Genomic DNA, 18097 nt, shown 5'->3' on the forward strand with positions numbered 1-18097 from the left:
ATGTTGATTTGGCCGCAGAATTCGTAAACATGATCATGACGCAGCGTGGATTCCAGGCTAACTCTAGGTCGATCACCACCACGGACACGATGTACGAGGAAGTGATCAACCTGAAGCGCTAATAGCAGTGTCTTAGCGGTGATCTAATGGGACTTAGATGGCTCTGTTGATCACTACTTTGACTTTTGCACCAAGGCTTACTTGGTCGGCGATCCCAACGAGATCGCCGGCTTCGTCGCGTCCTGCAGAGCCATCTTTATCGAGACGTGCTTTGATACGTAAGGTCTTGGGCACGTCACCGCCGCCCATGATCATGACGTTGGTGCTGTTGAGTTCTCCTTTGTAGAAGGTTCCCTTGGCATCTTTATCTAGGTCCACCTTTAGCGCTCCATATGGCATCGGCATACTACTAGCGGCATCGTAAAGGGTGACGTACAGGGTTCTGATGCCCGTGTCTTTTTTCTGCAAAGCGGGATCATCGATACTGATTTCAATATCAGCAAATTTCCTCTGAGCCTCGGCCTTGACCATAGGGCTGATGAGTAGAAGTGCGGAAGCAGTTGCGGCAAGACGAGCGGTGCGCATGGCTATATCCTTTCGAGAATCATCAATGGATGCCACGAAGGTAGCATGCCCCCGCCATGATGCAAACGTCTAGACGTCAGCTTTTGCTGCTACCAGAGAATCATGAGCGCCGATGATCTGCTGCCGGATAGCTTCGCCGTAGGCCTCGAGGTCAGCGTCGGCAGGAGGTGCCGGTTGTGGCGGCAGCACTTTGATTTTGATGCGTGCGCGCCCTGGTATCCAAGAGTGTTTGGGTAGCATAGCCCCTGCGCCATGTATGGCAATGGGAAGCACCGATACTCCCTCGTCCCTTGCGAGTTTAAATGCACCGTTTTTAAAAGGCTTAATGACACCATCAAGAGACCGTGTCCCCTCAGGAAAGAAGAACATCGACAGTCCTTGCTTGATGCGTTTAGCGCTCTCGGCCAAAGCTTCGATCCCGCTCTGCCGGCTACTGCGGTCTACCGAAACGTAGTTGGACCATCGCATAGCCTGTCCAATCACCGGGATACGGAACACGGCATCTTTACTTAACCAGCGAAACTGAATGCCAAGAAAATAAATGGCCCAGATGTCGGACATGCTTTCGTGATTGGCCACGATGACCATCGGCTGATAGTCACGAGGTAAATACTCCTTGCCATCGACTTCGCAACTCCACCCAGGCATCAAATAGATCATCAGCCTGCCCCACAAAGCCGCAAATTTATGAGCGGCGCGACCATCGGCGCCGCGACCGCGCAATGTCGCCATCGCATGAGCGATGCTGAGCAGTGTGAAGAGTATGATCGTTACCGTGAAGGCAACGACCCAAAAATATAAGCCTTTAATAAAGCGCATCGCTGATCCTTCGCTAATACTTAGCCAATCCTTCATTGGTCTAATGATTCTGTCAGCCACGCAGACGCGCGGCCACATGGCCCGCAACGGCCTCGGCGACAGCGTTCTTGCCGTCTAGCAATTGCAATTCTAGGCGTCCCTTGCCCGCACGCGCGTCACTATAGCTGGCAACGTAGGCCTGGTGCCTCGTGGCATCAACTTGAGACAGGTCGTTGATAACCATCAAGCTGAGCTGATATTTAGCGAAGTAATCAAGCGCCAAAGCTTCTGCGCGTGTCGCGGTGAGGTCTGTTTCCAATTTGAAACCGACTTTGATGCCCGAACGGGGATTGATGCCGGCGATGATCTTCGGTGTGCGCACCAAATTGAGGCTGAGCTTAGAGTTAGCGCTGCTGGGGATTTTGCCGCTGGCTCGATGCTCCGGTGTGAAGTCTAGGACCGATGCTGCTAATACCGCCGCATCAGCCCCCGATGCTATGGCCGCGCTGGCCGCAGCTGTCATTTCTTCGTTCGTGGCCACCGCAGCCAGCGAGGTGTATGACTTCGGCTGGCGCGGACACGGGCCACAGACGACATGTGTTGCGATGCCGCACCGATAAAGCTCTTCAGCGATCAGTGACCCTAAGGTTCCTGTCGAATAGTTCGAAAGATAGCGGACGTCATCGATGTAGCCGCGCGTCGTACCTAGCGTGACTAAAACTGCAGCCTCTTTGGCCGCGTGACGATTCAGCCGATGAGCTACCTCATCGGCGAGCACAGCTGGTTCGGGGAACTTTTGTTTCCCCTCTTCGACTCGCGCCGCGAGCAACTGAGCTCCGTTGGCGGCAAGAGTCTCGCGGTTTTTCATGACCGCCGGGGCCTGAGCCAAACTGTCGTGCATGTTCGGAAGGATAAGCACTGGCTTGCGGCTGCCGAGGTAGGAGGCAATCAGGGCCGTCGCTGGTGTGTCTGTGATCCCGTTGGCGCATTTACCGAGGAGATTAGCCGACGCAGGCGCGACCACACAGGCATCGCCCAGAGCTATGTGCGAGGCGTCACCGGTAAACGCCTGTCGCACGTCACGCCCGGCTGCCCAGGCGAGTGCAAGAGGCGTCACAAACTGCGCGCCGCCACTGGTGAGCCAAGGGGTCACTGCGGCGCCCAGCCGACGCAAACTACGAATGAATTTCACCGCTTCCACCGAGCCGATGGAACCGGATACGACCACATCGATCTGACGGCCGGTCAACGCATCGGAGCGTCTATCCACCGTCAAGTCACTGTTGAAGTTCATTATGCTTTAACTTTGGCCTTAGAGGCGCGTTGCTTCAGCTCATTGGCGTTTGGCTTATCAAGCGGCAAGTTTGGCGCAGTTGTTCCGTGCAGACGGATCTGATTTTTACGCTTGTTACCTTGCTTCGCCAATTTGGCGACGCGACGTGTCTTATGCTTTTTTGTAGGTGAACCCATGACATCTCCCGCAACTCTATGAAGACGGGAACCTAAGAGAAGACGTCGGCAAAAGCAAGGAGGTTTTCTGTCCCCGTAGATTTTCCTATCGTCGCCGTTGGCCAGGTGGCAAACTGCCATGGTCGGTGAGGAGTTGTGAATATCAAAGGACTTTCTCTAGTCCCTAGACCCTTCTGAGGAGTATCGAGATGCGCTTGCGCAGCAAATCCAAGTCATTGACCTCTTTAGTTAAAATCGTCGCACTAACGACCTTTGGTTTGACGGCGCCTATGGCTGTGGCCGCTGGCGACATGCTCACGCCTGACGAAGTCAAAACGACTGGAATTTCAGCAAACCCGGCTAACGACAGCGGGCTATTTGTCGGTGCGGGAGCTCGGTTTGGCCAAAGCCGCAGCACGGACGGCGGTTCCAGCCCTGGGATTGGTTCGCTTTTATTCGTCGAGCCCGGCTATCAGGCAAACACCGGCAGTTGGTCTAGGTTCGAAATCAGCGCTGAACTCTTCACCGGAAGTCTCGATTTCCGCCTGCCTGCGTCGTCAGCCTTGGGCGGCAAATCGACCCTCAGTGGGCTCAACGGCGGTATCTTTAAAGTCGGCCATGGTTACAGCCTGGGGAGCCAGATGTTCGGCGTACTTAAGGCAGGTGTGGGCCTTGCCTCGACAGTTTACGAGGCCGAGGCTGGTGCGACCAAGGTCAAATCCGATCGCACCAACGGCCTAGCGTGGACCGTGGGTTGGCAACTCGTGGCACCGTTGACGTCGCGGTTTGATTTTACTGCCGGTGTGGACTGGACGCAGTTTCAGTTTGATGTCGATTTCGGTAACGCTGGAGGGTCCGGCAGTGGCCGCCAAGTCCTAGCCAATTTGCTCGCCGCTGATGTCGGACTTCGGTTCCGCTTTTGAGTTGTGACGTGCGCTCAGAGTTTCATGGCTAGGGAGACCTGACGCGAGACCTGAACGGAGGCTTAAGGTGCCATGACTGCACACGCCGCGCATCCCCCCTTTAAACGCCTGTTAGTGGCTAATCGAGGCGAGATAGCGGTCCGCATACTGCGGGCCGCAACTGAGCTAAATATTCGCACCGTGGCCATTTATTCCCACGAGGACCGTTTCAGTCTTTACCGCTTCAAGGCTGACGAGGCCTATAAGATTGGGACGCCCGGGAAACCGATTGCTTGTTATCTTGACGCTGCAAATATCGTAGCCAAGGCCAAAGAGTGGGGCGTTGACGCGATCCATCCCGGCTACGGTTTTCTCTCCGAGAACGCGGAGTTCGCGCGGCTGTGCGGCGAGGCAGGGATCAAGTTCATCGGTCCTACGCCTGACGTGCTAGCGGCATTCGGTGACAAGGTCACGGCACGAGCGATAGCCAAGGCGGCCGGCGTACCCGTTATTCCCGGGTCGGAAAAGCCGCTCACATCCCTGGCCGATGCCCACCTGGAGGCCAAAGCCATCGGCTATCCTGTGATGCTCAAAGCCGTGTCGGGCGGCGGCGGTAAGGGCATCCGGATGCTGCATGCGCCAGCCGAACTAGACGAGGCGTTTCAAAGGGCCCAGTCCGAGGCAGCGACTAATTTCGGCCGTGCAGATCTCTACTTGGAAAAGATGATCGTTAAGCCGAAGCACATCGAGGTGCAGCTGCTGGGCGATGTGCATGGTCAGATCGTACATTTATTCGAGCGCGATTGTTCGGTACAGCGCCGCAATCAAAAAGTCGTCGAGGTGGCACCTGCTCTCGGTGTCAGCGCCGCGACGCGTGAACGTCTCTGTGAGTATGCACTGCGCTTGGCGCGCCAGGTTGGTTATAGCTGCCTTGGGACGGTAGAGTTCCTGTTGGCTGCCGATGAATCGGCCTATTTCCTAGAGATTAATCCACGGATTCAAGTTGAGCACACCGTGACCGAGATGATCACTGGTGTGGATTTAGTCCAAGCGTCCATACTTGTGGCGGCGGGTATACCGCTCCAAGATCCGCGCATAGGCATTGCGTCACAGGACTCTATTGTCCAACGTGGTGCCGCGATTCAATGCCGTTTAACAACCGAGGATCCGACCAATAATTTTGCCCCTGATACTGGGGAAATTATTGCATTCAGACCAGGTTGTGGCTTCGGGATCAGGCTGGATGAAGGACAAGCTACGGCGGGAGGTGTGATCACACCGTACTACGATTCTCTGTTGGTCAAGGTCATTTCTTGGGCGCCTAATCTCAGCGGGGCCGCAGCCAAGATGGAACGCAGCTTATCCGAGTTTCGCATTCGCGGTGTTAAGCACAACTTGGCACTACTGAAAAATGTAGTGTCGCATCCGGTTTTTCTCGCGTCCGCAGCAACCACCAGTTTTTTTGATGATCATCCCGAAGTCTTTAAAGTCACCAAAGCACGTGATCGCGCGACAAAGATGTTGCGGTACCTGGCGGATGTGACGGTCAACAACCCGCACGAATTGTCATCACGCATGCCTCAGTCAGCGGTCGAGCCGCTTTTACCTGAGCGTGGTCATGTCCAAGGTAACGGACAAGAAGCGACGCCGCCCACGGCGCGCGATGTTTATAAACAAGGAGGGATGACCGCTCTCAGGCAGTGGTTCAGCCGCCAGAGCTCGCTGCAACTCACAGATACGACCATGCGTGACGCACACCAGTCGCTATTTGCGACGCGGCTCCGCACGCGTGATATGATACGAGTTGCGCCTTTTTATCGTGATTTTGGGCATCGCTTCTTCTCGCTCGAGGTTTGGGGTGGTGCGACTTTCGACACGTCTTTGAGATTTTTAAGGGAAGACCCCTGGCAGCGTCTTGCCGCCATGCGTGAGCTAGTGCCGCACACGTTCCTGCAGATGCTGCTGCGCGGCGACAATGCCGTCGGGTATACCAACTATCCCGAGTGGGTCATCCGTGATTTTATACGTCTGACTGTTGATGCTGGACTCGATATCTTTAGAATATTTGATTGTTTCAACCAGCCAGACAAAATGCGGATCGCCGTTGATGAAGTGAAAAAACGCGGCGCCATAGCCGAGGTTTGTCTCTGCTACACTGGTAACGTGATTGCTGCCTCGAATACTAAGTATACGTTGGCCTACTATCTGAATGTCGCCCGCGAAATTGCAGCCATGGGCGCCGACATACTTTGTATCAAAGACATGGCGGGTCTTCTGAGGCCGCAGGCGGCGCGCGTGCTCATCAAGGCCCTGCGCGAGACGGTCGATTTGCCCATCCATCTGCACACTCACGACACGGCGGGTGTCGGTGTCGCTACCTTGCTTGAGGCGGCCAATGCCGGTTGTGAAGTTGTCGATGGCGCTGTGAGCTCGATGGCAGGTTTAACGTCGCAGCCTTCGCTCAATGGTGTCGTTGCAGCGATGGCAGGTGATCGTCGGTGCCCCGAGGTGCCCCTAGCAGTGCTCGACGAGCTCGCGCGCTACTGGCAAGTCGTCAGACAGATGTATAGTGATTTCGATCCCGGTCTCCAGTCGACTTCGACTGATGTTTATGAACATGAGATTCCAGGTGGGCAGTACAGTAATCTTTATGAGCAGGCACGGCGCGTCGGCGTGAGTCCGCACGACTTTCACGCGCTGACTAAACGCTACCGTGAAGTGAACGAGGCATTTGGTGATCTTATCAAGGTGACGCCGTCATCCAAAGTTGTCGGTGATATGGCTTTGCTACTGCAAAAGCAGGGTTTAACTGGTCCCGAGTGGCTAGCCAAGAGGCCGCACCTGGATTACCCGGATTCTGTTTTGGGGCTGATGCGGGGAGACTTGGGGACGCCGTACGGAGGAATACCCGCCGCAGTGAAGTCTCTAGTCCTAGGGGCAGGCGCTAGTGCGACTGCGGCCAAGGCGTCACGACCTGAGACGCCAGCCGAGGACTCTTTTGCTAGTTGCGAAAGTACTTTGGCTAACCGCCTTGGGTGTCCGGTCGGTGAGCGCGAGGTGCTTACCTACCGGCTGTACCCTAAGGTCTACCTCGACTATTTACGGCATCGTGAGGCCTTCGGTGACCTTAGCGATTTACCGACGCCGGTATTTTTCCACGGTTTAAGGCAAGCCCAAGAGTTCGAGGCAGACTTGGAACCAGGTAAGACACTCGTGATTTCCCTGGCCGGCGTCTCAGACCCTGATACTAACGGGAAGCGCTCGGTATTCTTTAACCTAAATGGGTTTCCGCGAGTCATCGAGGTCCACGACCAAGCGGATAGCAGTGGGGGCAGCGGCCGCCTGAAGGCCGATCCCTTGAGTCCTGGGCATATTGCCGCAACCATGTCAGGTAAAGTGCAGTCAGTCAGTGCCAAAGAGGGGCAATTGGTCAAAGTCGGTGATCCATTACTTGTGGTAGAAGCGATGAAGATGGAGTATCTGATCACCGCCAAGGCGGACGGCACCGTCGCCGCAGTTCATGTCAGACCTGGTGATGTGATTACGAGCGGTGACCTGCTGGTGGCTTTAGCGTAGTTGCGTTTCGCTTTGATACTGTGGACACTGCTTATAGGTGTGATTCGGTCGATCCGTTGGAGGACTTTATGGTCAGACAGTTGACATTAGTGATGGTAACGATGGCACTCTGCGTGACTGTTGCAAGTTGCAAGGCGCATAATGACGGAGCCAGAAGCCTCAGCGCCGCAGAAGAGGCGAAAGAGACGCCCGCCCCGGTCGCTGCCGGTGGTCGTTGGGAAGTCGTATGTCAGTCCGTTGAAACACCGGCTGACAAGGCTATCTACAAACTTAACGTCCGCGGTGCCGTGAGTGAGACGGACGAGGGTCAAGCGATCCTGGTCAGCGTGACCAAAGTGGTCGGTGCGACCGCAGAGCAAATCGCAACGGAGGAGCCGGGACACGGCGCAATTTCCGAGAAAGGCCAAGGTTTTTTGGGTTTTACCTCTGGCGTACTGACCTCGCTCTATCAGCCGAGTACCGGCAGCCGTGCTCATTCTGGTGTCCTCACCTTAGCTAAATTACAGCAAGTTGAGGGACTGCGCGTTGGTTGCGATGTGTCAAAGTTAGACGCGGGCGCCGTGTCTAAAGATTCTCAAGGATAAAGTATCCAGGTACGCCCTCTTTATTCTTGGGGGCGCTATCGCTTGCTTGGGCCTGGGTGACGGGCCGGAAGCCGAAACTAACAAACAGCTTCTGCGCGCGCTCCATTTGTGGTGTGGTCTCTAAGTACAGCCGCCGATAGCCGAGCTGGCGAGCCGCATCTATGCAATGCTGCAAAACAAATCCGCCGTAGCCACGACCACGGTGGCTTTCTTCGATCACCAGATCCCGTACCTCACCCAGCCCCTCTGACGGGGACAATCCGTGCAGTGGTCCGAGTCCAGCAAAGCCAATGCATTCCTGGGATTTTTTATCCCGTAGCACAAAACATTTGGCACCTTCACCACTATAAACGCGTAGCAAATTGGTCAGGCGTCGGAAGGTCGCAGCAAGAACGGAGCCAGCCTCCTCATAGCCAGCCAAGTTACGCCGGATGAGGTCTTTGACGTAGTCTTCGGTCTCAGTAGATAGTGCTTCTACAGTCACATCGTCACGCATCGCTTGGCCTAGAATGAGTGGTGGTCTTTACGACCGTGCAGTCTAGCACGGAGCAGAGATAGCACAATCTTTAGTTGCAAATTAGCTGACCACAATCGATAACTAAAGCCTTAATTTCCTAGTATTTTAGAGTCTAAAATGAGGAGGCTGAGTTATGTGGACGCGCCAGCTGTTGCTTGCAGTCGGACTTGTGGGTTTTGCATCGGTGGGGCTCGCCTCGCCCGAGATCAGTATCTTGTCGGGAGTCTATCGCAACGAGTCATATAAATCCGATGGCAAGAGCGGTAACACCCTCAACGCGATTGGTGCCGGAGCGCGGTTTGCGGATCAGATCGAAGGGCGCTGGTTCTGGTATACCCAGGGCGACATGGAGATCCTTAGCTACGGTAAGGGTGGGGCAACGGGTGCTCCGAGCAGCGCGGTGAATCTCAATGCAGGCGGCGGTGTTCGCTATTATTTCGATAAGTTAGCTGACCGCATCGAGCCCTACGGACTCGCCAGCGGTAGCTTCAAGACGGAGCGCATTGCCTCACCGGGCCCCAACGGCTATTCCGAGATTGCGAAAAACGGCTTATATTATCGTGCTGATTTTGGTATACGCATCAGCCTGCAGCGGGAGTTCTTTGTCGACTTCGAGGTGCCGCTCTTTAGGAGTGCCCTCTTTGCGAGTGAAAAGACGACTGATGCAGTGTACGGCGACACCGGTGCTACTAGCACCAGTTCGGAGAAGTCTCGGGTCGAGCTCTTTGCTGCCAGTACAGGGTCACTTGACAGCGTAAACGTGGCATTAGGTTATCGGTTCTAAGGCCCCAAAGGGAGATAGTTAGGTTATGAAAAAAGGCACACGCCCAGCGCGCAATCGCAACAAATCAGCTCGCTACCGCGCTAAGAAAAAACTGCGCATTCGTCGCAAGCGTCGTCAGTTTCCTGGTCGCAAAAAGCAACCTAAAGCGCGCTGGCGTTAATAAGGTCGTGGCAGCTGATTGATCGGGACTGCCACACTTTACTTCAAATTTTAACGGCCGAGGCAAATATCCATTGCCTCGGCTGTAGCTATTGTTGCGTCATCGAGTTGGATGGAACGACGCTTGTGAGTGAGCGTCTTATACGGAATCGTAACTAACTTACCGCCACGCAGGCCAACAATGCTGCCGAAGGCGCCCGTAATAGCCATTTGCGTCGCTTGGACTCCTAGCATGCTGGCCAAGATCCGGTCGTCGGCATTGGGCGAACCACCGCGTTGGATGTGACCTAGCACGGCTACGCGGACATCGCGGCCTGTACCTGCATGTAACACGTTGGCGACATATTGGCCCATCCCTCCGAGGACCTTGGCGCTGCCGTTGGCGGCCGCGTAGAGCTGATTGCCGCCGATCTCCGTCGAACCTTCGGCGACGACCATGAGGTAATGGTTTCGTCCGTCTTTCTGCCGCTGCTTCACGTGCTTTAGTAACGATTCGTTGGCGAAAGGAATTTCCGGAATAAGACAGGCGTCAGCTCCTGATGCAAGCGCAGAGGCTAGGGCGATGTGGCCACCATCACGTCCCATCACTTCAAGGATCATGATGCGGTCATGCGCTGCTGCTGAAGTTCTGAGGCGGCATGCTGCCTCGGTCGCAATATCCACTGCTGTCGAAAAGCCGATCGTCTGATCGGTACCCATGAGGTCGTTATCGATCGTCTTTGGTATACCGATGATATTTAGGCCACTCATCGATAATCTTTTAGCCATGAACTGCGTACCGTCGCCACCGATGACGATCATGCCGTCCAACTTAAGGCGTCGCCAATTTTTCTGGATAGCGGCAAGAGTTGTGGCGGCCTGGTGTGGGTCGCGAAAAGGGCTCCCTTGGTTGTTGGTGCCTAGGATTGTACCCCCCAACTCAAGAATACCGTCGGTGTCCGCCACTGTCAGATTTTTGACACTTTCGACGTGCAGCAGTCCGGTTAACCCGGAACGCACGCCAACTATCTGAGCACCATGAGATTTTACGGCAGTATGGACCACCGCCCGAATAGCCGCATTGAGGCCAGGACAGTCGCCACCGCCGGTACAAAGGGCCAATTTTAAACGTTTTTTTGTCATATTAGGCAAGGATAACAGGTTTCGCCAGAGGCAGCAAACGGCTTAAGTTTTAGCGCTGAGTGGCCGATGACCCTCTCAACGGAGGATCGGATGGCGGGCAATGACGACAATTTGCCGAAGCGACTGCTGTTAGTAGACGACGATACGTCTACTGCTGCCCTTATTGAGGAAGGACTGCAGCGTCAGCACATCACTCTCGACAAAGCTGCATCACTGGATACGGCTCTCTATTACTTTAATCAAACGCGCTATGACGTGGTCCTCATCTCCCTGGAATTTAAGCCTATGCAGGGACTCGTCCTCGTCCAGCGTTGGCGAGCCCACGAAATTCCCGATCGCCGTTGTATTGGATTCATCATGGTGACGGGGAATAAGATCACCGACTCCAATACCGGACTCATCAAGGAGCTGGGTGACCTTGAGATTCTGCCGAAGCCATTTTCTGTGATTCAATTACTGCCTGTGCTTCAAAGAGCCATGATGACGCGTAGGCGTCTTTTAGCGTTCCAGGATCTTAAGGATAAAGTGTTGACCTACTACGCTAAGACCAATGACCTCGGGAAGTCCATTGAAGCGGTCAAGAAAAGACTGCCAGAACTCGGCAACAAGGGCATCTCTGTTCTATACGGTCTTTACGAAAAGGCTGAGCGCTACGAGGATGCGCTGAATCTCATAGGCCCACTCTCGGACCGCGAACCGAATAATGCGACGCTTTTAAATGCGAAAGCTACGATGCTGATGCATCTCGGACGTTTTGATGAGGCAAAGCCGCTGCTCGAAAAGCTTGATCAGATGGCACCACAAAACATCGCGCGCATCGAGCAGTTGACGGACGCTTATTTAGAGCTGAATCAGCCCGACGACGGCGTCAATAAAATGAAGGAAATGATGACTCTTAGCCCTGACCAGCCCGATCTCAAGTTTGAGATGTTTTCAAAACTCTACGATCACGGGTACGACAGCCATGCGATCGCTCTTGGTAAAGAAACGACGACGCCGATGGAAATCGTACGTTTCTATAACAATAAGGGCGTCGTCCTGTCGAAAAGTAACGAAATCGATAAGGCCCTCACCGAGTACGACCACGCACTCAAATTCTACCCGCAGTTCAAGAAAAACTATCTGATTTACTTCAATGTTGCCCTAGCACATATGCATACAAAGACTATCGAGGGCTACGAAAAAGCCCAAAAAAGTTTGAAGCAATGCCTGCAGCTTGAGCCCACTTACGACAAGGCACGCCAGGCCATGGAGCAAGTCGAAAAGGTGCTCCAGCAGCACAAAAAGGCGAGCTGACGTTCGGGATCAGCGTATTTTTTGAAAGGCTGTAACAACGGCATCGTGCCGCGGTGACGGCGTCTTGATCGTCGGGCGTATGATGAGGCGCTTGGCGATCACAACCTTGCCGTCCCCCCCGACACTGGCATGCTCGTAGTAAAAGGTCAGCGCATCGAATGCGACTGGTGCCAGATCATTCAACTCACTGGCAGATTTGATAGCCGGTGCCAGGATCTTATCGAAGTCCTCAGCACTTACCTGATGGTCGCTCGAGATCTCGCTGTCACCTGGCTTGATCAGGTAGACGTGGTAACGCTTTGTGCCCTTGTCACCTAGCACCAGTATCTGACCGGCATCGGCCCAGCCACCAGAGCTAAAGAGCGCCCACGCATCTTTGTATTTACCTGGCTCATTGGAAAGCTTAAAGACTAATAATTCGTGCCAGGGCGATGGAGTCGCCTCCTGATGACTTCTGGTCACCTGCTGCCGCGGGGGGGCAGCTTCGGCCTTGAGGCTTTGTCCGCGTGTCAGGATGCACCCTGAGAGTGCGACGCTCAGAAGGACGAAGCCAATCGAAGTAGATGTCATTTTGCTGCGTACATGGGCGATGAGTGTCACGAGTTCACCTATACTGTCTTGTGCGGTTAATCTCAGGTACGGCTAATCACCATCGCAAAACTTAATCTTGGCGATGGTTCGTGGCGAGCCAGCCGAGGTCACGCGAAGATCGACGTAACGAAACTTACGACCATAGACTTTTTGCGCGTATTCCAGCGTTGCCTGAAGACGGCAGTCCTCTTTCATCGTCGTGCGGTTACGGGCACAAAGCGGGATATACCCGGGGTCGGTCTGGCCATCGAGCTTGGGCTCTGGTTCGAGCACCCAGGCGCACTCCTTCTTACCGTCTGGGTCGCAAGCCGCCAGTAAAGTCAGCCCCGCCATCACCATCAATATCCGTTTTGTTGCGGCTACTAAATTCATGAGAGTCCAAGCTGCCAAACGGCCTTGCTATTAATCTTGTTCCCAGTCTAGCGGAATCGGCCGGTAGACTCCAGTCCACTCTATATGCCAAAGTGCTTCCACACGACCCATGTGTTTCCGGTTTAAGTCAGCTCATTAACTGTGCAGTAAGGAAGTCTTGGCGATGACGGCGGATATCGAAAAGCAGCTAAGCCGCTTTGATGATTTCTTCACGGATTCAGGCTCAAACTTGAATCAGCAAGTGGCGTTTGAAAGGCTCACGGATTACGCTTGGCTCGTGAAGCCGCGGCGCACCGGAGTCAGCCTGCCCAAAGGTAAGGACATAGGATTGGTGCTCATGGGTATCACCCATGGTAACGAGTGGGCCGGCGCCGCCGTGATCAATGACACCTTGGCCCATATTGCTGCAGGCAGTATCAATCTCGATATTCCCGTGGCCTTTGTGCTCGGTAATCCCCGGGCTGCGCGCCAGAATAAGCGCTTTGTCGATCGCGATCTTAACCGCAGTTTCGCGCGCCACGATGCGTCTACGCTTGAGGACCGCCGTGCCCTTGAGTTGATGCCTATCTTGGAGCGTACAGCCTATATCCTCGACTTTCACCAGACGACGCGCCGCAGCGATCGGCCGTTCTTCATCTTTCCCCACAGTGCCAAGAGCCATGCCTTTGCACGCCAGATCATGCCGCGACTCACCATCGTGACGCATTGGGGCAAACCATTTTCTGCCGAAGGCATGTGTACCGATGAATTTGTGAATAGTCGGGGTGGCACCGGTATATCGATTGAGCTGGGCCAAAACGGCCTCGATAGCTACCAAATTGCTGTCGGTGTCGACGCTGCTATCTGGAGTATCAGGGCGGCAGCGCTCAACTGTGCTGGCGATGTAGACGCTCTTGCGGCCCGCACGAGACTTGCGACGCCAGAGATTTACACCTGGGCATCCACCCTGCCCTGGCCCGAAGCCGGCTTTGTCGACTTAGTTGAAGGACTCGATAACTTTCGCTCTGTGGAGCTGGGGGAACGCTTGGGTGCGGTCGATGATCGCCCGTTACTGGCACCGGCTGCGGGACGCATCTTGTTTCCTAAGTACCTAACTAGACAGCAACAATCGCAGCAGTCAAGTCGACCGACGGAAGTCTTGCGGATCATGCGCCAGATCACTGGGGCTGATCTGCCACCGTGAAACAGGCAGACGAAAAAAAGTCTGGCACCTAGGCGATAGGATTAGGTATAACCATGGCCTTGCACCCAAGGTCTTCTGACCTCAAGCAACAATGCCGTTGTAGCTCAGTTGGTAGAGCAGCTGATTCGTAATCAGCAGGTCGTGCGTTCAAATCGCATCAACGGCTCCAGTTTCCCACAAGCCATTCATACCACCTAGACTTTTAAAATCCCGCGAAATCCCCTTGCAGCATAATAAGACTCAGCACCGTTGTGGTAAGTGAAGACGCGGCCGTATCGGTAATCCCCAAAGAGGGCTCCGCCGCGTTCTCTGACGCCGCTGGGAGTCGCGATCCAGCTCGAGGTTTTTTGGTCGAAAGGCCCGTGCTCTTGCAGAGTGCGATATAGGTCTTCCGTTAAGAGTTCGATACCCATAGCGGCAGCCATCCCGACGGCACTGTCTTTAGGTTTATTTTCGCGGCGGGATTTCAGTGCATCGGGGTCATAACACAGGCTTCGTCGCCCATCTGGGCTCTCTGGTGCACAGTCGCAGAAAATATAGGTGTCAGACGTGGCGTCGTAAAGGAGCACATCGGGTTCGCCCCCGGAGTCCTCCATTGCTGCGAGTGACCAAAGCTTATCAGGGAAGCGCTCCAGTTTCTTTTGCACATCTGCCCATTTGATGGCGCGATGGCGCGACATGTTTTGTGCAAAGCGGGACTCAAGTTGAGTGAGTATCTCCCGCGCCGCAGTTTTAGACAGTGTGTGTTTAGCCATGGAAAACGCTCCGATTTAGGAACACATTGCTACATTTTATGAGTATTTTTCCTAGAGTATTCCAATTTTTCGAAGCTCACATTCGCTATTTTCAGCGTTCACCGACTAACAAGAACCTTGTTACTACACTCCGGTCTTTAACGAAGGGAGCTTCACAAATGTTAAACCTAAATCTAAGAACCGTGTCTCGTAAACTTGCTGGTCGCGCCGCGCTAATAATGGCTATCGGCTCTTCTGGCATCGCTACAGCCGAGGAGTGTTTTAGCCCGGGATCCTACGACTCGGCCTATGTCCCCTGCATATCAGCCGTGGATTGGGGTAATGGTCATGTTGATCCAGGTTGGACTGGCGGTGGCAATTCTGGATCGTCGAACAACTGCTACTCCTACAACCGCGATGGCAGAAGCTGCTCCTTCGTTGGTTTCTCCGAGGGGCAAGAGGGTGCGCCTTGGGGTCAAGGGAGCGGCAGATTCCGCTGTACCAATGGTTGTCTACAGTACCTTGGGCACTGATTGTTATCGCTGTTCAAGAAATCCACGCTCACTGGTAGATTGACCCAATGGCCTCACCCAAAAGAGTAGGATGAACAGCATGAAGGAAGTGGACGCTTATATTGCCAAGCAGCCGGCGAGGGTGGCGGCGCTACTTCGAGTCCTGCGTCACGAGATTCATCGGGCTGCCCCAGAATGTGAAGAGGTCATTTCCTACGGTATGCCCGCATTTAAACTTACTAAGGCCCTGGTATACTTTGCCGCATGCAAAGATCACATTGGTTTCTATCCCACGCCTTCGCCCATTAAGAAGTTTGCCAAAGAACTAGAGAAGTTTCGTACCAGCAAGGGCGCTATTCAGCTGCCTCTAGATGAGGCCCTGCCGTTAGCACTGATCCGAAAAATCGTCAAATTCAGGGTGAGCGAAGTTAGCGGGCAGAAATCGCCCCAAAACCGTAAAAATCATGTTTAGCTTCAATGAGAGTATGCGGTCGTGAAGGTCACCGGCCGCTTATCATCATAAGATGTGTAAAAAGTGCGGTCGGCTTTGTATCCGGCTTCGGCGGCGATTTTATTCCATTGCTCCACTGGCGCGTGATAGTCGATGCGACTAAGACGCGGCTTAGTAAGCATATTGATGGCTTCCGTGAGGAAGAAATTTGCAATCGCCTCCCATCGTCTTTCGGTGCTTTCCGTGGTCGTATTCCAAACATCGTCCATGATGTAGGCGTAGAAATTACTGACCGAATAAATTAACTCAGGACTGTTCATCTCTGGTAAATCATGATTGGCGACAAAGTCAGTGACGACAAGACGCGGTGCTATCTCAGCTAGTTTGATAAACACATCACGTTTGACCTCGGCTGGCATGTGGTGCAGCGACGCCGAGCCGGTGGTGAACCAAAAACTCTGGCCGCCAGCCGCGGCCATTAACTGATCCGCGCTGATGTCCTGAATTTTTCCTTGGATGGCGACACAGTCGACTTGGTTACCAAATCTAGACTGTAAATGGGCGACGGTCGCATCGAGCATATTCTGCGACATCTCAATGATGACGACTCTAATGCTACTGAGGCGGTACATAGTTAGCGCTTCGGCAACGATATCGCCTAAGAGCAGGCCATTGCCGGGCCCAATATCACAGATGGCAGGAGGAGCCTGCTCCGCGGCCGGCGCGTTGATACGGATAAACTCGCTGAGCGCTCGTAGCGTATTGCGCCGATAACCGCGATAAAACCGTGTTGCTGCCCATACGTCATAGGGTACGGTACTCTCAAAGGCGACAGCCGTGGGTGCAAATTGACCCGTTTCAATCAAATAGCGTGACAGGAAACTAGCGAAGGGATGGGATTCAGCCTGGGCGAGTAAAGCTCTCGCGCGGTCTAATCGCATTGGGTCTTTGCGGTCCTGGTTGGCCTCGATGACGGCGGCATAGATAAACACCCCAGCGGCATCGCCAGCAGTCGCTGCTACTTCCCGGCAAGCAGCAATGAGATCGGGGATGGCCGTGTCAGCAAAGATGAGAGGCAGTAAGGATGGATAGGCTTCTCGTGCCTTTTGAGGTATGTCGATGGCGAACATGGTCGGCTCCTTATTTTCTGCTCTAAATCTAAAGGAACGGTTTGTATGATGCGACTGAATTCAGCTTTATTAGTCACAGCCTTACTAGGACTTCCGGCATGCGGCCGCTCAGATGGCATTAGCGTCGTCCGTGAGCTCACAGATGCGGACATTGCTCCCTACATGACAAAGCTAGATGAGCTGAGCGCTGCTAGTGGCAAGACCTTTAGAAAGGCCAGCAATTGGCCGTGGGGGCGCACGCTGACGGTGATTGGATTTCTCCACCGGGAGATTGTTGGCAACGACAGACGGTTGGCCGTCCTGAAATCAAGGCCTGAGGCGACGGTGCTCTTAACGTCGACTGCCCCTGAGGATCATGAAGCCGGTGCAATCAACGTGATTTGTGATGGTAATTACCCTAAGTTCTTTGTCTGGAGTCTGGACAAGTAGAGGCAACTAATGCGCGTTATCACCTGCAACGTCAACGGTATCAGGTCGGCAACTAATAAAGGGCTTTGGTCTTGGTTGAGCGATCAAGATGCTGATTTCATTTGTTTACAAGAGGTCAGGGCCAAGCTGGATGATTTGCCAGCCGAGGCAGCCGCCTTAACGGGCTACGACGCCCATTTCCATCTAGCCGAGCGCCCCGGCTACAGTGGTGTGGCGGTTTATGCCAAGCGGAAGCCGGAAAAAATCGTTCGGGACATGGGGCTTGCCGCCCTAGAGTCTGAGGGGCGCTACCTCCAGCTAGATTATCCGCAGTTGTCGGTGATTTCCGTTTACTTCCCGTCGGGTTCTGCAAGTCAGGACAGGCAATACGTTAAATATGACATGCTGGATCACTTCTCGCATATGCTGGAAGGGTTTAGACGGACCAAACGGCAGTTTATTATTTGTGGCGACTGGAACATTGCTCACAAAGAGATCGATCTAAAAAATTGGCGCGGGAATAAGAAGAATTCTGGCTTTCTCCCGTTAGAGCGTGCGTGGATGGATGTGGTGTTAGGCCGTCTGGGATTTGTCGATGCATTCCGTGTCGTTGACCAATCAGAAGACGCCTACACATGGTGGTCCAATCGTGGCGCTGCCTACGAGAACAATGTTGGATGGCGTATCGACTACCAGATCGTCACACCCGAGCTCAAAGCGAAGGTCAAAGGGGCCTCGGTCTACAAGGAGACCCGGTTCTCGGATCATGCGCCGCTGATCATTGATTATGATCTGAAGACCTTTTGAAAAAAAATGCAAAAACCTTCAAAGCTGCGTTGACAAAAGTTTTTAGAAGCGTAGATTCACCTTCCTCGGCACTGAGCCACTTCGCTGACCCGGCGAGACACTGAAAAAAAGTGAAACGAAGGGTTGACAAAAAAAGC

The 18097-nt window shown here is 53.9% G+C and carries 20 protein-coding genes and 1 tRNA gene; 12 read left to right on the forward strand and 9 right to left on the reverse strand.

Annotated elements, in window-relative coordinates; genetic code table 11:
* The coding region (locus tag FJ146_16800; protein MBM4253628.1) for a hypothetical protein at positions 1–122 on the forward strand (122 nt) is incomplete at its 5' end.
* 31 nt (positions 123–153) lie between these two features.
* Here the strand turns inward: FJ146_16800 and FJ146_16805 are convergent.
* From FJ146_16805 to coaBC, 3 genes are all read right to left on the reverse strand, one after another.
* Entirely contained in the window at positions 154–585 is a 432-nt protein-coding gene (locus tag FJ146_16805; protein MBM4253629.1) for a hypothetical protein, read from the reverse strand.
* Positions 586–654: 69 nt separating this feature from the next.
* Positions 655–1482 carry a 1-acyl-sn-glycerol-3-phosphate acyltransferase gene (locus FJ146_16810; protein ID MBM4253630.1) on the reverse strand — a complete coding sequence of 276 codons (828 nt, stop codon included), beginning with the start codon at positions 1480–1482 and terminating at the stop codon, positions 655–657.
* The gene (gene coaBC, locus FJ146_16815; GenBank protein ID MBM4253631.1) at positions 1457–2677 is read right to left on the reverse strand and encodes a bifunctional phosphopantothenoylcysteine decarboxylase/phosphopantothenate--cysteine ligase CoaBC; all 1221 of its coding nucleotides are present in this window, start codon (positions 2675–2677) and stop codon (positions 1457–1459) included. The genes FJ146_16810 and coaBC overlap by 26 nt, the downstream gene beginning before the upstream one ends.
* Before the next feature lie 364 nt (positions 2678–3041).
* On the opposite strand from coaBC, the gene FJ146_16820 reads away from it, so the two are divergent.
* From FJ146_16820 to FJ146_16830, 3 genes are all read left to right on the forward strand, one after another.
* Positions 3042–3755, forward strand: a complete 714-nt coding sequence (locus FJ146_16820; GenBank protein ID MBM4253632.1) for a hypothetical protein — start codon at positions 3042–3044, stop codon at positions 3753–3755.
* Positions 3756–3827: 72 nt separating this feature from the next.
* Complete coding sequence (locus FJ146_16825; GenBank protein MBM4253633.1) at positions 3828–7310, forward strand: pyruvate carboxylase; 3483 nt, start codon at positions 3828–3830, stop codon at positions 7308–7310.
* Positions 7311–7378: 68 nt separating this feature from the next.
* On the forward strand, positions 7379–7894 hold the full coding sequence (locus FJ146_16830) for a hypothetical protein (protein MBM4253634.1): 516 nt from the start codon (positions 7379–7381) through the stop codon (positions 7892–7894).
* Here the strand turns inward: FJ146_16830 and FJ146_16835 are convergent.
* Complete coding sequence (locus tag FJ146_16835; protein ID MBM4253635.1) at positions 7875–8390, reverse strand: GNAT family N-acetyltransferase; 516 nt, start codon at positions 8388–8390, stop codon at positions 7875–7877. The two genes, FJ146_16830 and FJ146_16835, sit on opposite strands and share 20 nt — an antisense overlap.
* Positions 8391–8544: 154 nt before the next feature.
* Between FJ146_16835 and FJ146_16840 the strand changes: the two genes are divergently transcribed.
* Positions 8545–9195 carry a hypothetical protein gene (locus FJ146_16840; GenBank protein ID MBM4253636.1) on the forward strand — a complete coding sequence of 217 codons (651 nt, stop codon included), beginning with the start codon at positions 8545–8547 and terminating at the stop codon, positions 9193–9195.
* Positions 9196–9405: 210 nt separating this feature from the next.
* Here the strand turns inward: FJ146_16840 and FJ146_16845 are convergent, their stop codons facing one another.
* Entirely contained in the window at positions 9406–10476 is a 1071-nt protein-coding gene (locus tag FJ146_16845; protein MBM4253637.1) for an ATP-dependent 6-phosphofructokinase, read from the reverse strand.
* A 66-nt stretch (positions 10477–10542) separates the two neighbouring features.
* On the opposite strand from FJ146_16845, the gene FJ146_16850 reads away from it, so the two are divergent.
* Entirely contained in the window at positions 10543–11772 is a 1230-nt protein-coding gene (locus FJ146_16850; GenBank protein MBM4253638.1) for a tetratricopeptide repeat protein, read from the forward strand.
* A gap of 9 nt (positions 11773–11781) precedes the next feature.
* Here FJ146_16850 and FJ146_16855 read toward each other — a convergent pair whose 3' ends face one another.
* Complete coding sequence (locus FJ146_16855) at positions 11782–12372, reverse strand: hypothetical protein (GenBank protein ID MBM4253639.1); 591 nt, start codon at positions 12370–12372, stop codon at positions 11782–11784.
* A gap of 42 nt (positions 12373–12414) precedes the next feature.
* Positions 12415–12753: a hypothetical protein gene (locus FJ146_16860; GenBank protein ID MBM4253640.1), complete on the reverse strand. Its 339-nt coding sequence runs from the start codon at positions 12751–12753 to the stop codon at positions 12415–12417.
* 145 nt (positions 12754–12898) lie between these two features.
* Between FJ146_16860 and FJ146_16865 the strand changes: the two genes are divergently transcribed.
* On the forward strand, positions 12899–13918 hold the full coding sequence (locus tag FJ146_16865; protein ID MBM4253641.1) for a succinylglutamate desuccinylase: 1020 nt from the start codon (positions 12899–12901) through the stop codon (positions 13916–13918).
* Between the two features lie 93 nt (positions 13919–14011).
* Positions 14012–14087: transfer RNA gene (locus tag FJ146_16870), tRNA-Thr, on the forward strand.
* Between the two features lie 25 nt (positions 14088–14112).
* Here the strand turns inward: FJ146_16870 and FJ146_16875 are convergent.
* Positions 14113–14673: a DUF4256 domain-containing protein gene (locus tag FJ146_16875; GenBank protein ID MBM4253642.1), complete on the reverse strand. Its 561-nt coding sequence runs from the start codon at positions 14671–14673 to the stop codon at positions 14113–14115.
* 158 nt (positions 14674–14831) lie between these two features.
* Between FJ146_16875 and FJ146_16880 the strand changes: the two genes are divergently transcribed.
* Together FJ146_16880 and FJ146_16885 are read left to right on the forward strand one after the other, a co-directional pair.
* Positions 14832–15185, forward strand: a complete 354-nt coding sequence (locus FJ146_16880) for a hypothetical protein (protein MBM4253643.1) — start codon at positions 14832–14834, stop codon at positions 15183–15185.
* Positions 15186–15255: 70 nt separating this feature from the next.
* Positions 15256–15636 (forward strand): DUF1801 domain-containing protein, encoded by a 381-nt coding sequence (locus FJ146_16885; GenBank protein ID MBM4253644.1) that lies wholly within the window; start codon positions 15256–15258, stop codon positions 15634–15636.
* Between the two features lie 2 nt (positions 15637–15638).
* Here the strand turns inward: FJ146_16885 and FJ146_16890 are convergent, their stop codons facing one another.
* Positions 15639–16745, reverse strand: coding sequence for a class I SAM-dependent methyltransferase (locus tag FJ146_16890; GenBank protein MBM4253645.1), 1107 nt, complete (start codon positions 16743–16745; stop codon positions 15639–15641).
* 45 nt (positions 16746–16790) lie between these two features.
* Here FJ146_16890 and FJ146_16895 point away from each other — a divergent pair, with 45 nt between their 5' ends.
* Positions 16791–17174 (forward strand): hypothetical protein, encoded by a 384-nt coding sequence (locus FJ146_16895; protein ID MBM4253646.1) that lies wholly within the window; start codon positions 16791–16793, stop codon positions 17172–17174.
* Positions 17175–17183: 9 nt separating this feature from the next.
* Positions 17184–17960, forward strand: coding sequence for an exodeoxyribonuclease III (gene xth, locus FJ146_16900; protein ID MBM4253647.1), 777 nt, complete (start codon positions 17184–17186; stop codon positions 17958–17960).
* Positions 17961–18097 lie beyond the last annotated feature (137 nt).

The organism is Deltaproteobacteria bacterium (assembly GCA_016874735.1).
GTDB lineage: Bacteria > Bdellovibrionota_B > Oligoflexia > Oligoflexales > CAIYRB01 > CAIYRB01.